Origin of the sequence: Halomonas sp. AOP27-A1-41 (assembly GCF_052378605.1) — a bacterium.
Lineage (GTDB): Bacteria > Pseudomonadota > Gammaproteobacteria > Pseudomonadales > Halomonadaceae > Vreelandella > Vreelandella citrativorans.
Genome location: NZ_JBQSXT010000038.1, coordinates 1 through 15,813, shown reverse-complemented (window position 1 = coordinate 15,813; position 15,813 = coordinate 1). Strand labels below are relative to the sequence as shown.

Here is a 15,813-nt window from a genome sequence, read left to right as displayed (position 1 = left end):
GCCAGCTGAGTGCCGGTTATTTTGGAGCCATCCAATGCTTCCCAAGTAGCAGGCGGGCCGTAGTAGCTGCCAACTTGAGCCCCATCATTGTCGTTCAGCGCCGCGTGTGGGCCTTTGAATACCCAGCCCATAGTACCGTCGTCTTTGGCTTCACACATGTAGGTAATCGCACCCACACCGACTGTTTCCAGGGCGACGGTATTGCCATCGGGCACTTGAACGTCGGCAGGCGTCATATCGGCCAGCGCAACGTGACTGAAGGATGCAATCAAGGTAGCGGCGAGTGCTGCACGCGTAAGAGGTTGGATAGTCATTTCAGTCTCCTTGGGTTTTGTATCAACCACTGCAAAGTGTGGCTGTATAGGGGATACACACGAGGAGACGTTTTGGATGCACTCGTTTTAGAAAATAATTAAGAAAAAAGCGCCTAAAAAATCTGAGGCGCTTTTTATGTATATAAATCAGCTGATTAATTATTGGCTAACGCCATCTACTTCAACCTGCCGGGGGCAAGCATTGCCACTGTGATCAAACAGATGGCAATGCTGGCCTACAAGTCCCAAACGCACCGTTTGCCCCTCTTTCAGGTGGGTCAAACCGTCTAAACGCTGGGTAAGTGGGACGTCGATGCCTGCTACCTGCCAATGCGCCAGCGTTTCGTAACCCAACTTTTCCGCCACCATTAAGGTCGCATTCAGCGTGGCTTCTGCCTGCTCGGCTGCGACAAAATCTTCTGCCCGCAGCCCAAGCGTTGCACTATCCCCTGACTGAAGGTGCTTGCCATTGACCGCCACTGTCAGCGCGTCACCGCTATGCAGACGCACTACTGTTTGACGTTCACCTGGGTCTACCACCGTGACGGGAAAGGTATTAATCCGCGGCGAGCCGATGAACTCGGCCACTTCAAGGGTTTTAGGGAAGTGATAAAGCGAGAGCGGCGCGCCAACCTGAGCGATACGACCACGGGAAAGCAGCACAATACGGTCAGCCAGAGTCATCGCTTCCACTTGATCGTGGGTCACGTAGATCATGGTGGCGTTCAGGCGCTTATGCAGGGCCGCAATCTGCACCCGCATATCCACCCGCAGCGCGGCATCCAGGTTTGAGAGCGGTTCATCGAATAGAAAAACCGCGGGCTCTTTTACCAAGGTACGGCCAATCGCTACCCGCTGACGCTGGCCACCTGAAAGATCTTTAGGTTTGCGTTCAAGTAGTTCAGTTAAGTGCAGCATTTCAGCGGCGTGCTGTACACGACGACGAATTTCAGCTTTATCAGTACGCGCCAGCTTTAAGCCAAAAGCCATATTTTCCGCCACGCTCATATGCGGGTAAAGCGCATAGGATTGGAACACCATACCGATATCCCGCTCCTGAGGCGGAATCTCATTGATCCGCTGACCATCAAGCTGCATATCGCCTTCGGTGATGTCTTCAAGACCGGCAATCATACGCAGCAGGGTGGATTTTCCGCAGCCAGAAGGGCCAACGAAGACCACAAACTCGCCATCTTCGATCGTAAGATCGATATCCCGAGAGATTTCCACACCGTCAAAGGATTTACCAATACCGCTAAGCGTTAAACGTCCCATGGTGCATCCTCCTCGGATTGTGGGCAGCAGGCAATCGCTACGCCATAGGGCGGAAGGGACAGTTTCGGTAGTCGTAGTTGCCCCTCCTGCCATACGCCATTTAGCCAAGAAGGCGAACCCGTCAGTGATTCAGCGCCCTCCGGCGCCACGCGAGTGACGGGTTGATCGCTAAAATTCAGCGCAATCAGCAAGCGTGTTTGTTGATAAGTGCGCTCTAAACAGAGCACATCGTCATGCACAGCGTGGTAGCGCACATCGCCTTTTACTAGCGCAGGTTGGGTGCGACGGAATGCTAAAAACTCACGGTAAGCATTGAGCAACGAACCGGCATCATTATCTTGCTGATCAACGGCGAGGCTTGCGTGCGAATCGGGCACTGGCAGCCAGGGCGAAACGTCGCTAAAGCCAGCGTGTCGCACGTCAGCTTGCCAAGGGTGTGGCGTTCGGCAGCCGTCGCGGCCTTTATAGGTAGGCCAAAAGGTGATGCCCGCCGGGTCAACCAACTGCTCAAACGTCAGTTCGGCTTCTGGCAAGCCAAGTTCTTCACCTTGATAGAGGCACACACTGCCCCTCTGGGTAAGCAAAAACACCATATAAAGGCGCAGCTTATCCAGTTGCCCTTCGGCCTGCCAGCGAGTGGCAAGGCGGGTAACATCGTGGTTTCCCAGTGCCCAACAGGGCCAACCATCACCAATCCGAGCTTCCATTTCGGTGAGCGTTTTATGCAAATATCCAGGGTCGGCTTTGTCGGTCAGCAGGTTAAAGGAGTAGCACATGTGCAGGCGATTCCCACCTTGGGAGTATTCCGCCATCACGCCCAGGGCGTCATCGTCACCAACTTCTCCTACGCTCGTCGAGCCGGGATACTCATCCAGCAGGCCTCGCAGGCGCTCTAAAAACACCACGTTTTCCGGCTGGGTTTTATCGTACTGATGTAACTGGTAGCCATAAGGGTTATCTGGGCGAACACCTAAAAAGCTTTCGGTTACTTCTGCGCGCGGAGGATTATCCTTAAGCTCGCCATGGGTGCAGAAGTTCACTGCATCAAGACGGAAGCCGTCGACCCCCCGCTCTAGCCAAAAGCGCGCTTCTTCCAGAATGGCATCCACCACGGCGGGAGTGCGGAAATTGAGATCCGGCTGACTGGCCAGGAAGTTATGCAGATAATACTGGCAACGGCGCGTATCCCACTGCCAAGCACTACCTCCAAACACCGATTGCCAGTTGGTAGGCGGCGCACCATCAGGTTTGGGGTCGGCCCAGACATACCAGTCCGCTTTCGGGTTATCGCGACTTTTGCGGCTCTCTTCAAACCATGCGTGCTGGTCAGAAGTGTGCGACATTACTTGGTCAATCGTTACCTTCAGCCCTCTGGCATGAGCGGCCTCTACTAGGCGATCGAAATCTTCCAGGGTGCCAAACATCGGGTCAACACCACGGTAATCGCTAATATCGTAGCCGAAGTCTTTCATGGGCGAGGTGAAAAACGGCGACAGCCAGATGGCATCGACGTTTAGCGAGGCAATGTAATCAAGCTTATCGATCACCCCTTTTAAGTCACCAATCCCATCGCTTCGTCCATCGTTTCCGTCGCTATCCATAAAGCTGCGCGGATAAATTTGATAAATCACTGCGCCACGCCACCAGTCAGCGCCTTGGCTGCCAACGTAGTGGGAGGTGGAAGGCATCTGCATCATCGTATTGTCCTTATCCTTTAAATGGCCTGTTGATTGGCATGATGCAGCGTTGATCGTTAGATAAAATCCTCCCCTAGAGGCAGCGGTAGGCGTAGGCGTTAGGAGTAGCTGCTATCGCCGGCCATGAGCACTGTTTACGCTTCCTTTATTCTCCTTGAATATGCGCCAATAATTGCCCCGCCAGCGCAATGGCTTCGTCACGCCGCCGAATATTCTGTTTTTGGTAAAGGCTGCGAATATGCGTTTTGATGGTGGTGGGCGCCACCGACAGCTGTTCAGCGATTTGCTCATTAGAGAGCCCAGCATGAATCAGCCCCAAGATTTGCCACTCTCGTCGAGTCAGTGGCGATGTTCTGATAAGTTCAGGCACATCGGGCCGTGCCACAATGTTTGCAATCACTGTCTCGTCTAACATCAAGCGGCGGGCACTGCCAAAATCTTTTTGGCGGCCAGCTAAGGTCAATAACCGTTCCGCACGAGCCTGTTCAAGGGGGGCTAAGGTGTTACTTGCTAATAACGTCGACAGCAGCTCCCCCAGTGGTTTTCCTAAGCGTAAAAAGCTGCCTACCAATGCGGTACGGGAAGCTAAACCAAGTGCCTGCTGCATATGGCTACTTGCCTGGGCGGTTTGACCTTGATACCAAGCCACCGCCGCTAAGCACAGCTGATTGCGATTCGCGTCGGTCACTAATCCCAGTCGCTGGGTGTGGGCTTCAAGGGCATCCAGCAGTTCGCGGGCCTCTTCGTAGCGCCCCAATAGTGTTAATGCACGGGCATGATTACGCACGTTGCACTGAGAAAAGTGGTTGGTGGCATGCTCGGTAAGTGGTTCTGGCGCTTCTTGGCGCCAACGTTCAACCGCGTCCATATCGTGTGTCGATTGCCACCACGCCAACAGCGTTGCATGGGCATTGGCTACCCAATCAATATGGTAATCCCCTTCTGAGAGAATTTTGCGAAGCCTACGAATATGGTCAGCACACTGCGCTTGGTCTCCCCGGCTCTGGGCGACTTTAGCGAGCTGAATATGGCACTGAAGCGTCCAGCGCTCGCCTTGATTGTCTAACACCGCAATACCTTTCAACGCGGCCTGCTCGGCTTCATCTAACCGATGCCACTCCCAAAGCACCTGGCTGCGAATGCGGTACAAAAACTCCGCGACCGGTAAATGTTCAAGTTCGGCGCGCTCTAGATGAGCAAAGGCACGCTCTTGAATATCATAGGCGGCCTGCAAGCGACCTTGAGCCACCAGTGCTTCCGACTGATGACAAAACGACCACAGCAGTCGTTGATGATCATCGCCCTGCCGCGCCTGACGCTCTACGTCACGCACCCGCTGCAGCGACTCCTCTAAATAGCCTTGTACAAAGCGCGCTTCGCTTAGAATAGCTGTTGCCGTCAACGGCGTTGACGCTAAGTAACGCGCAGGCACCGCAAGCGCCTGCTCAGCAAGTGGCGCTGCGCGCTCAGCATCACCATGGTTAATCGCCAATTGGGCACGCAACGTGGCAAATTCAGCGTTCAATGCCTGCCATTCGGGCTCACCCAGTTGCGCCTCTATCCATCCGATCACTCGTGCCGTGATATCAAATTGAAATTGCCCATGGGATACCCAACCATAGAGCAGCGTATGCTCCGGACTTTTTGAAAGCCGCGGTTCGCCCAGCAACGCAAAACCTTGCGCTAATAACGCATAGGCCCCACCGGCTAATAAGGCAGGGCCCTGCTCGGTCAATAAGCTGGCAACGTCTTCTTGCTCCTCGGCTAAGATTGCCTGTCGTAACGCCATGACGGGATCATTTAGCGCTAACCACGCCTGGCTCGCCCGCTGATGCAACCTACGCTGAGTGGATAAATTAAGCTCGTGGCGGCGGTGTCGAAGATACTCGCCAAATAACCGCTGAAAGCGGAACCACTGGGAATGCGGGTCGGGTCGCTCAATAAAGAGTCCCGCTTGCTCAAACGCTTCTAAACGCTGAGTTAGCCGCTCCCCTTCCAAAAGGCGTGCCATTAGCTCGGGCGAAAAACGCTCTAACACCCCCAACTGAAGCATCAGCTCGCGCTCTTCAGCAGGAAGCGAAGCGGCGAGCAGTTCATCAAACCAAGCGACAAAATCAGGATGCGCACCGCTTAAACGCTCTACCAGCGCATCAAATCCCGCGCGCGTGGTGGTTCGCTCAACCAGCCAGTTAAGCGCCACGATCCAACCACCGCTTCTACGCAACGCGCGTTCAAGGCTTACTCGAGTGGGTGGAAAACTTAGCTGTTCAGCACACAGAGTGAGTGCTTCTTCGCTGTCAAAGGCCAAGTCGTGAAGATCTATCTCTTCAAGTTCCCCCCTCAATCGCAAGCTCGCCAAACCAAGCGCTGGGCGTGAGCGGCTCGCCAGTGTCAAGGTCAACCAGGGTGGCTGATGACGCAGCCAGTGAGCGACGCCAGCCAAAATATCGGGATGGGTCACGTGTTCAAATTCATCTACGACAAAACGACACGGGGAACGTTGCTCGGGTAACTCGCCCAACCAGCGTTCAAGCTGCTCGATGCAGTCAGCATTGTCAGCCATGGACGAAAGCACATAGGTGTCATCGAACAGTTTGTTCAACGCTGCACGCCAGTAGGTTAGAAAGCGTGCTGGCTGATTATCACGCTGATCCAACCGAAGCCAAGCAGTCTCCTGTTCCAGCGCGGGCAACCGTTCGGCCAGCAGTGTGGTTTTGCCATAACCCGAGGGCGCTGCCAGCACTAGCAGGCGGGTACGCTCGTTTAAGGCGAAATGATCATTTAGACGTGGACGGGCCACCACACTAAGCGGCAACGGCGGTGCCTTTAGCTTTCTTGGAGTAACGACATCAGCGCCTCCCGATATCAGTGCTTTTACATAACAAAAAGCCCGCGACACGTCGCGGGCAATCAGCATTGGAGAAACAGTTTTCACTAGCGAGCAGCGGCTTACGCTTAGAACCTATGCTCAGAACCTCTGCTTAGAACCATACCTCGGTTTGTACACCAAAGGTAAATTCACCGCCAGTAAATCCATCGCTACCTAGAGAACTTGCACCGTAGCTATTAAGGCTATCATCCCAATCGCTGTAAGTCGTGAATAGACGGATCTCAGGACGCTTCCAGAAACCACCTACTTCCGGCTTGAAAGTCGGTGCGATAGTGAACTTCATATAGTCACCATCAACCGCGTTACGGTCACTGTAACCCTGTGGATCTAAATCCATCCACTGATAGCTAGCTTCGTACTGCATTTCAAAATTCTGATTGATTTCATTCGCCAGACGTACGTTTAGCGTAGCCCAATCATAACTGTCACCATTGGCGAAACGATCTTCACTGGTTTCAGCCAGTATAGACGGTGCAATACGCCACTTCGGTGCAATATAGGTCGTTCCGTATAACGCCAGCCGCGTTGCGGTAGCATCATCCGTCAGGTCGCCGTTACTACCCAACCCTTTAACTTCAGCCCCTAAGCCTTGGCCGTGCAGTACAGCAGCCTTAAAGTTACCCTCGCCCATGCCGAAGAAGCTATCGCCGTGGTAAGCCACCATGGTATGCCAGCCTGTATCAGCCGCAGTTTGGCCCACGCCGATATCACGCTCATCGTTATCCGCAGCAGACATGCCGTTGACCATGACCTGCCAGTTACCGAAGTAATTATTAGAGGTCAATACGAGGTTATCAGTATCGCTATTTTCTCCATCTAAACCGGGATTTTCACGGTTGACGACCGGATAGTCGCTGAAGCTGCGACCATAAACTGAAAAGTTACTCTTCCAGTTATCGGCTAGCTGCATGTCGTAAATACCACCACCGGTACCCGCGAGGAAGACGACATCGCTATCAAGCCAGTGGATATCAAAGTTATCGCGGTCAAAGCGCTTACCGGCCCAAATAGAAGCGTTTTCAAACGCGCCGGTAAAGCTTGGTAAGTCACTAAACTCTGCATACGCCTGGCGCACGTTTAGGTTGGTATCATCACCCACCCAGTCGTTGCTGGAATTAGTACCGGCAGCCAACATAGTGGTGTAACGGGCTTTTGCACCGTTATCAAACTGCATGCGGTAATTAAGAATGGCTTCAGAGTAAGTATCCGGCTCGTTGCCCAGACGACCAACGGCACCGCCATTTCCACCCGCGGGTGTTAGATAAGGGCCACCTGGTGCACTTTTGCCATCTTCACCAATTAGCAGGCCGGAACGAGCATAGACATTAAAGGAGAATCCTTCTTCACCGCTGGATTGGCGCTCTACACGGGCAAGGCGTTCTTCAATATCAGCATCAGTGGCGGCGGCGGGCGCACTTGACGATGGTGCGGTTTGTCCCTGCTCTGCTAACTCCGCGCGACGCTCTGCGGCATCCGCCCGCTGCTCGGCAGCCGCAATTCGTGCCTCTAACTGAGCAAACCGTTCTTCCAATGTGGTATTGGCGCTAGCAGTTCCACACAGCCCAAAGCTTGCAGCGGCGATGGCAATGGCGAGGGGTGTTTTGAATGTCATTTTGTGCATTGTTTTAAACCCTAATTTATTAAACCGCTGTTTTTAAAGACTGTACCTTTGAAAGCTATCTTCTTATTTCTCATGCATTAAAGGCCGCTTTAAAAACTTGGTTTTAAATCTTTTATTTTTGAGATTTTCTTGAAAACGTAAGCTTTTGCTTTAAACCTTCCTTCGAGCCAAAGCCATCAGTCTGGCGCTTTACTGCACGGATAGCCCCGCTTATCAACACGCCCAACGACTCTCCCACTGAGTCACGTTAAACGCTGTACCGAGAACCAAATTCAGAAGATTATGCTGCAAAGCAACTACGTTTTATCCCGCTAAATAACGGTAGAAAGAACTTAATCGATTAAGAGGTAGTAAACCAACAAGAAATTACTAATTATCGACCAATGTCTAAACTGATCATTAGGTTAGAAAAAAGTAATGCACCGACATTAGACAAAAGTCGCTATTGAACTTGTCACGAGGAGACGGCTAACTGGCACCTTACTTAATCGTTTAAGTAAGCGCTGCAAGCGCTTTTAACAGCCATTACCCACAACAATAAACGCCGAGGAACGCCCTATGAAAAAGACATTACTCACTTCTGCCATTGCTTTAGCTAGTATCGCTAGCGCCACAGGCTCTGCCCAAGCGGCTGAGTTAACCATTTCTTGTGGAGCTGTTGGTGCGGAGCTTACCCTTTGCCAAGAAGGTGTAAGCGCCTGGGAAGAGAAGACTGGGCACAGTGTCGATGTGGTTTCAACGCCAAACTCATCTACTGAACGCTTGTCACTCTACCAACAAATTTTGTCCGCCAATTCTAGCGACATTGATGTCATGCAGATCGATGTTGTCTGGCCTGGCCTACTTGCTAATCACCTGCTCGATCTAAGCGAAGTACTCGGGGAAGATGCTGCCGCAGGTCACTTCGACACCATTGTCACTAACAACACTATCGATGGCCGCCTAGTTGCGATGCCCTGGTTTACCGATGCAGGTGTTCTGTATTACCGCGAGGACTTGCTGGAGAAACATGGCCATGACGTACCTACTACGTGGCAAGAACTGACCGACATCGCGCGTGATATCAAAGATGCCGAGCGCGCAGAAGGCAATGATCGGATGCAGGGTTTTGTTTTCCAGGGTCGTGCTTATGAAGGACTTACTGTCAATGCACTGGAGTGGGTTTCAAGCTTCGGTGGCGGTACCGTGGTAGATCAGAATGGCGAAGTAACCATTAATAACGAGAAAGCTGCTGAAGCGCTAGATTTAGCAGCTTCATGGATTGGCGATATCTCTCCAGAGGGCGTGCTGAATTACACCGAAGAAGAAGCCCGTGGCGTCTTCCAGGGTGGGAATGCCGTGTTTATGCGTAACTGGCCATACGCATGGTCACTGGCTCAAAGCGAGGATAGTGATGTACGTGGCAACGTCGGCGTCACCCAATTACCCGCAGGTGGAGAGGACGGGCAAAGTGCAGCCGGTTTAGGCGGTTGGAACTTAGCGGTATCCCGCTATAGCGAACATCCCGAGCTTGCCGCTGATCTGGTCGCTTTCTTGGCCGGTGAAGAAGAGCAAAAGCGTCGTGCTATCCAAGCTTCCTACAACCCCACCATCGATGCGCTTTACCAAGATGAAGAAGTACTGGAAGCCGTACCTTTCTTCGGCACCCTTTACGACACCTTCACCAACGCCGTCGCCCGTCCGTCAGCACCTACTGGGGATGCCTATGGCCGTGTCAGCAACGCCTTCTTCAGCACCTCACATGATGTGCTTTCAGGCACTAAAACTGGTGCTGACGCCGTCGCTGACCTCGAAGGCGATCTACTCCGCCTGAAGCGTCGCAACTGGTAACCGCGGAGACACCTATGTCGACCTCTTCTAACAACAGCGCGCCCCTGGAGGCGCGCTCAGCCGCAGCGCCAGCGCGTCGGCATCGCGGCACTAAAGTACGCCGTCAGCGGGTCAAAGCGGCTTGGCTGTTCTTGGCTCCCATGCTGATTGCATTAACGCTGGTTGCTGGCTGGCCGTTAATGCGAACATTTTTTCTAAGCTTTACAGATGCATCACTGTCGGACCTAGGTGCGGCTAATCTAATCGGGTTTGAAAACTATCTCGTCTATGACAATGGCCGTTGGTTCGGGGTTCTTGCCGACCCTATCTGGTGGCGTTCTGTTTGGAACACTGTTTATTTTTCGGTGGTATCTGTCTCTTTAGAAGTCATTTTCGGTGTCATTGTGGCGCTGATTCTAAATGCGGAGTTTAAGGGCCGGACGATTGTTCGCGCAGCGGTGCTGATTCCGTGGGCAATCCCCACCATCGTTTCCGCCCAAATGTGGGCGTGGATGCTCAACGATCAGTTCGGCATCATCAACCACCTGCTAATGACGGTTGGGATTATCGACAATCCTATTGCCTGGACGGCTAGCGCTACTTACTCCATGTGGGCCGTCATCATGGTTGATGTCTGGAAAACAATTCCGTTTGTCGCCCTGTTGGTATTAGCCGCCCTGCAAATGTTGCCAAAAGATTGTTACGAAGCTGCAGAAGTAGACGGCATTCATCCCGTGCGTGTGTTCTTCAAAGTTACTCTGCCGCTGATTACGCCGGCTTTGATGGTAGCGGTTATTTTCCGCCTTCTAGATGCCCTGCGGGTGTTCGACGTGATCTACGTACTGACTTCTAACTCGACCAGCACGATGTCGATGTCAGTCTATGCGCGTCAACAATTGGTTGAGTTCCAGGATGTTGGTTACGGTAGTGCCGCCTCTACGCTGTTGTTCTTGATTATTGCCCTGGCCACCGTTGCTTACCTCTATTTAGGCCGCAACAAAATACAACTAGGAGGTGACTGATGAACCAACGTCAGTTAGCCAAAATTGCCAAGCGCGTCGGCTTTTGGGCCTTAATTGCGCTGATTATGGTGTATGCCGTTTTCCCGTTTTATTACGCGGTCATTACCTCACTTAAACCTTCCAGCGAGCTTTTCCGAGTTGAACTTTGGCCCTCAAACTGGAACCTGGACAACTATGCGCAGATTTTTAGCCAGTCGAGCTTTATACGTGCGATTTTTAACTCGGTAGTCGTAGCGTTTAGCGTTGTTTTCATCGCGCTTCTACTGGGTATCACCGCCTCTTACGCGCTGGGCCGGGTTCGCTTTCGTGGTCGCTCTACTGTCATGCTGGTCATTCTTGGGGTTTCCATGTTTCCTCAAGTCGCGGTGCTCTCAGGCTTGTTTGAGGTGATTCGCGCACTAAATCTCTACAACAATCCCGCTGGCCTCATTCTGAGCTACACCATTTTCACGCTGCCCTTCACAGTGTGGGTACTTACCACCTTCATGAAAGAACTGCCCATGGAGTTGGAAGAAGCCGCCATCATGGATGGCGCTACGCCCTGGATTACGATTACTAAAGTTTTCCTACCGCTGATGTGGCCTGCCATGGCCACGACTGGCCTGCTTGCCTTTATTGCTGCGTGGAATGAGTTCCTGTTCGCCTTAACCTTCACACTCACTGATGCCCAGCGCACCGTGCCTGTTGCCATTGCACTGTTGTCAGGTGGTAGCGCCTACGAGCTTCCCTGGGGGCCAATTATGGCCGCGTCGGTCGTCGTCACCGTGCCACTGGTTATCCTGGTCATCATTTTCCAACGTCGCATTGCTTCAGGCTTAACTGCAGGTGCAGTTAAAGGCTAAGCGTGGGTGCTATTTACGTTTTATTAAGGATTTATTCATGCAAGACAATCTGACCTGGTGGCGCGGCGGCGTTATCTATCAAATTTACCCCCGCAGCTTTCTAGACAGCCGTGGCGACGGTATTGGTGACCTGAAAGGCATTACCGAAAAGCTGGATTACGTCGCTTCTTTGAATGTTGACGGTGTCTGGCTGTCGCCTTTCTTCACGTCTCCCATGTTGGATTTCGGGTATGACGTCAGCGACTACCGTGACGTTGATCCGATGTTTGGCACCCTGGATGATTTCAAGGCGCTGCTCGGCAAGGCCCATTCACTTGGGCTAAAAGTGATGATTGATCAAGTCATCAGCCACACCTCTGAGCAGCACGCTTGGTTTAAAGAGAGCCGCCAGAATCGTACCAACCCCAAAGCCGATTGGTTTGTATGGGCAGACCCTAAGCCCGATGGCACACCCCCTAATAACTGGCTATCTATTTTTGGCGGCCCTGCCTGGACCTTTGATTCACGCCGCCAGCAGTATTATCTGCACAACTTTTTGACCAGCCAACCGGATGTCAACTTCCACAACCCGGAAGCCCGTCAGGCGCAGCTGGATAACATGCGCTTTTGGCTGGACCTTGGCGTTGATGGTTTCCGTCTTGATACCGTCAACTTTTACTTCCACGACGCTGAGCTGCGCGACAATCCACCGGTGCCAAAAGGCGAATCCAAGACTCTAGGCGCTCCAGAGGCTAACCCCTACACGTGGCAGCGCCATGTCTACGATATTAGTCGCCCTGAAAACGTAGATTTCTTGAAAGACTTACGCGCCTTGATGGATGAGTACCCCGGTACTACGACCGTGGGTGAAATCGGCGATGACAACCCACTTGAGCGCATGGCGGAGTACACCGCAGGCGGTGACAAACTGCATATGGCTTACACCTTTGACTTGCTCAATAAGCCACGGTCCGCTAGCTATATTCGTCATGTTATTGAGCGCTTTCAGCACTTAGCGGGCGACGCTTGGCCCTGCTGGGCAACATCCAACCATGATGTTGAACGCAGCGCATCGCGCTGGGGCGCTGAAGAAGATCCCATTGCTTATCCTAAAGTGATGCTCGCCATGCTGTTTTCCCTACGCGGCAGCGTCTGCCTTTATCAGGGGGAAGAGTTAGGGCTTCCTGAAGCCGACGTGCCCTTCGAGCGCATTCAAGACCCTTACGGCAAAGTGCTCTGGCCAGAGTTTAAAGGCCGAGACGGGTGCCGCACGCCGATGCCATGGACAGATGGCCCCCAGGCAGGCTTCTCGGCCATTGAACCATGGCTACCCGTAGAAAAACGCCACCTGCCATTGGCGGTTAGCCGACAGCAAACAGACTCGTACTCAACGCTTAACGGTGTGCGTCGCATGTTGGCTTTCCGCCAAGCGCACTCCGCGCTGTTCGACGGTGATTTACAGCTTATTGAAGTTGGCGAGGAGCTGTTGGGCTTTATTCGTCAAAATGACCAAGAGAAAGTGCTGTGTGTCTTTAACCTGACGGGGAATGAGCTGCAAACTGCTCTCCCCTTAGACGTCATTGGTGACCTGGAAGGACACGGCTTCACTGCGGCACGTAAAAACAATGTGCTGACGCTGCCTGCCTATCAAGCCGCTTTCATGCACGTTGCTTAGTCAAATCAATGGCAATACTCAATAACAACATTCAATAACGATAGTCGGCCCGATACGAGGAATGCAGCATTGAGGCCGACAAGGAGCTAACCATGGCAAGTGTTACGCTTGAAAAGATCAACAAAGTATTTGGTCGCGATCACATTATTAAAGACGTTGACCTGACCATTGGCGATGGTGAATTTGTCGTCTTTGTTGGCCCATCCGGCTGTGGCAAATCCACACTGCTGCGCCTTATCGCGGGTCTTGAGTCAATCACCGACGGTGACTTAAACATTGGTGATACGTTAGTTAATGACCTTCCCCCACGTGAACGTGGTGTGGGCATGGTGTTCCAGTCGTATGCTCTTTATCCACACATGACTGTTTATGACAACATGGCCTTTGGCTTGAAGCTTGCCAAAACGGACAAAGAGACGGTTCATGAACGGGTAATGAGTACCGCTAAAATTTTGCAGCTTGAGGACCTATTGCACCGCAAGCCGAAAGCACTGTCGGGCGGTCAGCGCCAGCGTGTTGCAATGGGCCGTGCGATGGCCCGAGAACCTCGCATTCTGCTTTTTGATGAGCCACTTTCCAACCTGGATGCGTCGCTGCGAGTACAAATGCGCAACGAGATCGCCAGGCTGCACAATCGCCTGGGCTCTACGATGATTTATGTGACCCACGACCAAGTCGAAGCGATGACCTTGGCAGATAAAATCGTGGTGCTAAAAGGCGGCCATATCGAGCAAGTTGGCAGCCCACATGAGCTTTATCAACGCCCAGCCACCAAGTTTGTCGCCGGTTTTATCGGTTCACCGACGATGAATTTTATGCCCGCGGAGCTTGCCAGCGGTTCAAAAGATGGTTGCCGGGTGACTGCAAAAGGATTGGGAGAGGTCGCACTTCCCCAAGCCGCAGATGCCTATCCCACGGGCAGCTCACTTACCTTAGGCATACGCCCCGAGCACCTACGCTTAGAGGCACCCAAGGGCGATAACTGCTTTGAAATTTTCAATGTCGAGTATCTGGGTAATGAGGTCTATGTCTACCTAGAACCCAAAGAGGGCGATACACTGCTTATCCACCGCAGCGAAGCCCCAAGCAAGTGGGAAGAAGGCCAAAAAGTATCCCTGGTGCCTGACATTGAGCATGTGCACCTATTTGATGAAAGCGGAGCAGCATTGATGCTTTCAGAGACACGCTCTGCGGCTTAACGAACACAATCGACTGCGCTGTTGCTAAGCGAACAACGGCCTTTGATGCTACTACCTCTTTATGCAAAGGTAGTAGAAACAACGTCAAGGCCGTATTTTTGTGCGCCAGATTCAATTCATTAGCCTGCGATGTAAAATAACACTCAAATAATTAAACAGGATAGGAAGCCCGTGACAGCCCATCGTAGAATGACTCTCAAGGATCTTGCCACAGAACTCGGCGTTTCCACCGCGACAATATCAAATGCCTTCAACCGCCCCGACCAGCTTTCGCCACTTCTGCGCGATCGTATTTTAAGCGAGGCCAAACGCCTTGGGTATAACGGTCCAGATGCCAAGGCCCGCAGCCTGCGTACTGGGCGTTCCAGCATTGTTGCGGTTATTCTTGCCGAAAGCCTGACCTACAGCCTCAATGATGCTGTCGCCAGTGAATTTTTATCCGGTGTCGCTGAAGTACTCGATGCACATGGTCATACCATGCTACTACTGCCCGGTCGAGGCCATGCTTCACAGCCGCCAGGGTCCGCAAACATTGCCGATGGCTTTATCGTTTACGGCCTGATGCCTAATAACAAGCTGCTAAGCGAGCTGCCTTCGCAGCGGCCACTGGTGTCTGTGGATTTTGATATTGACGGCAGCCCGACTGTTCATATCGATGACCAAGACGCGAGCTACCACCTTGCCCAGCACGCATTAAAAACGCGGCCACAGCGGCCTGCGGTAATTAATCTTCGCCTGACAAAAGAGCATTGCAACGGCCGAGTCACCAAAGTGCACACCCTACTTCCAGACAGTAGCACCATCAGCCGTGCGCGCCTGGCCGGATTTCATGCCGCACTCACCGAACATGGCTTTGATGCTGAACAGATCCCACTGTGGAATATCGAAGAGAACGTGTTTGACGTGTGCTCACCGGTAATCACAGAAATCCTTGACTTGCCTGCCAAGCAGCGCCCGGATCTGTTGCTGTGTATGTCAGACCGTATTGCGCTTACCGCGCTTACGCTAGCCGAACAGCGCGGTATTCACGTACCTGGGGAGCTAAGAATTACAGGCTTTGATGGCATTGCTGAAGGGCAATATAGAGCACCGCGTTTAACGACCATGCGCCAGGACAGTGCGGGCAAAGGCCGCGTGGCGGCAAAAATGATTCTAGGTCGGATACCCAAAACCCAGCAGCTACTCAAAACAGAGTTGCTGCTGGGTGACACTTGCCCATAAAAATCAGCCAGGTACTATTTGGCCGTTTTCTGCATGGCAAGGGCGGTATCTAACATACGGTTGGAGAAACCCCACTCGTTGTCGTACCACGCCATAATTTTCACCAGGCGGCCATTCACACGGGTGTGATTAGCATCAAAAGTAGACGAGTGTGCATCATGATTGAAATCAATAGACACCAGCGGCTGTGCGTTAACCGCTAGCACAGACGAGTTCGCCGCTGCTTTTTCAACAATTGCATTGATCTCTTCTTTGGTGGTATCGCGGCT

At 52.5% G+C, this 15,813-nt stretch carries 11 protein-coding genes and 1 pseudogene; 6 read left to right on the top strand and 6 right to left on the bottom strand.

Annotated elements, in window-relative coordinates; genetic code table 11:
- The 5 genes from ACT3TC_RS16600 to ACT3TC_RS16580 all read right to left on the bottom strand — a co-directional run.
- Nucleotides 1-314 (bottom strand): DUF3455 domain-containing protein (locus ACT3TC_RS16600; RefSeq protein WP_444641034.1); only part of this gene is annotated, 314 nt, incomplete at its 3' end.
- 159 nt (nt 315-473) lie between these two features.
- A complete protein-coding gene (ugpC, locus tag ACT3TC_RS16595) occupies nt 474-1,589 on the bottom strand; it encodes a sn-glycerol-3-phosphate ABC transporter ATP-binding protein UgpC (protein WP_444641032.1) in 1,116 nt (371 codons plus the stop codon).
- Nucleotides 1,577-3,286, bottom strand: a complete 1,710-nt coding sequence (locus ACT3TC_RS16590; RefSeq protein WP_444641030.1) for an alpha-glucosidase family protein — start codon at nt 3,284-3,286, stop codon at nt 1,577-1,579. The genes ugpC and ACT3TC_RS16590 overlap by 13 nt, the downstream gene beginning before the upstream one ends.
- A gap of 145 nt (nt 3,287-3,431) precedes the next feature.
- Entirely contained in the window at nt 3,432-6,221 is a 2,790-nt protein-coding gene (gene malT / locus ACT3TC_RS16585) for an HTH-type transcriptional regulator MalT (protein ID WP_444641028.1), read from the bottom strand.
- A 46-nt stretch (nt 6,222-6,267) separates the two neighbouring features.
- Nucleotides 6,268-7,797 (bottom strand): carbohydrate porin, encoded by a 1,530-nt coding sequence (locus ACT3TC_RS16580; protein ID WP_444641026.1) that lies wholly within the window; start codon nt 7,795-7,797, stop codon nt 6,268-6,270.
- Nucleotides 7,798-8,355: 558 nt separating this feature from the next.
- Here ACT3TC_RS16580 and ACT3TC_RS16575 point away from each other — a divergent pair.
- From ACT3TC_RS16575 to ACT3TC_RS16550, 6 genes are all read left to right on the top strand, one after another.
- The gene (locus ACT3TC_RS16575) at nt 8,356-9,627 is read left to right on the top strand and encodes an ABC transporter substrate-binding protein (protein ID WP_083002986.1); all 1,272 of its coding nucleotides are present in this window, start codon (nt 8,356-8,358) and stop codon (nt 9,625-9,627) included.
- Nucleotides 9,628-9,641: 14 nt separating this feature from the next.
- The gene (locus tag ACT3TC_RS16570) at nt 9,642-10,628 is read left to right on the top strand and encodes a carbohydrate ABC transporter permease (protein WP_083002983.1); all 987 of its coding nucleotides are present in this window, start codon (nt 9,642-9,644) and stop codon (nt 10,626-10,628) included.
- Nucleotides 10,628-11,470 (top strand): carbohydrate ABC transporter permease, encoded by an 843-nt coding sequence (locus ACT3TC_RS16565; RefSeq protein ID WP_444641024.1) that lies wholly within the window; start codon nt 10,628-10,630, stop codon nt 11,468-11,470. Before ACT3TC_RS16570 ends, ACT3TC_RS16565 begins: the two co-directional genes overlap by 1 nt.
- Before the next feature lie 37 nt (nt 11,471-11,507).
- Nucleotides 11,508-13,124: an alpha-glucosidase gene (locus ACT3TC_RS16560; RefSeq protein WP_083002977.1), complete on the top strand. Its 1,617-nt coding sequence runs from the start codon at nt 11,508-11,510 to the stop codon at nt 13,122-13,124.
- A gap of 92 nt (nt 13,125-13,216) precedes the next feature.
- The gene (locus ACT3TC_RS16555; protein WP_444641022.1) at nt 13,217-14,323 is read left to right on the top strand and encodes an ABC transporter ATP-binding protein; all 1,107 of its coding nucleotides are present in this window, start codon (nt 13,217-13,219) and stop codon (nt 14,321-14,323) included.
- 189 nt (nt 14,324-14,512) lie between these two features.
- Nucleotides 14,513-15,544 (top strand): LacI family DNA-binding transcriptional regulator, encoded by a 1,032-nt coding sequence (locus ACT3TC_RS16550; RefSeq protein WP_444641035.1) that lies wholly within the window; start codon nt 14,513-14,515, stop codon nt 15,542-15,544.
- A gap of 14 nt (nt 15,545-15,558) precedes the next feature.
- Here ACT3TC_RS16550 and ACT3TC_RS16545 read toward each other — a convergent pair.
- Nucleotides 15,559-15,813, bottom strand: a pseudogene (locus tag ACT3TC_RS16545) (erythrose-4-phosphate dehydrogenase); the annotation flags it as partial.

Excerpts from the sequence above, each read along its gene's own strand:
- ACT3TC_RS16550 (WP_444641035.1), top strand. The coding sequence starts at position 14,513 with ATGACTCTCAAGGATCTTGCCACAGAACTCGGCGTTTCCACCGCGACA.
- ACT3TC_RS16570 (WP_083002983.1), top strand. The coding sequence starts at position 9,642 with ATGTCGACCTCTTCTAACAACAGCGCGCCCCTGGAGGCGCGCTCAGCC.
- ACT3TC_RS16575 (WP_083002986.1), top strand. The coding sequence starts at position 8,356 with ATGAAAAAGACATTACTCACTTCTGCCATTGCTTTAGCTAGTATCGCT.
- ACT3TC_RS16580 (WP_444641026.1), bottom strand. The coding sequence starts at position 7,797 with ATGCACAAAATGACATTCAAAACACCCCTCGCCATTGCCATCGCCGCT.
- ugpC (WP_444641032.1), bottom strand. The coding sequence starts at position 1,589 with ATGGGACGTTTAACGCTTAGCGGTATTGGTAAATCCTTTGACGGTGTG.
- ACT3TC_RS16560 (WP_083002977.1), top strand. The coding sequence starts at position 11,508 with ATGCAAGACAATCTGACCTGGTGGCGCGGCGGCGTTATCTATCAAATT.
- ACT3TC_RS16565 (WP_444641024.1), top strand. The coding sequence starts at position 10,628 with ATGAACCAACGTCAGTTAGCCAAAATTGCCAAGCGCGTCGGCTTTTGG.
- ACT3TC_RS16590 (WP_444641030.1), bottom strand. The coding sequence starts at position 3,286 with ATGATGCAGATGCCTTCCACCTCCCACTACGTTGGCAGCCAAGGCGCT.
- ACT3TC_RS16555 (WP_444641022.1), top strand. The coding sequence starts at position 13,217 with ATGGCAAGTGTTACGCTTGAAAAGATCAACAAAGTATTTGGTCGCGAT.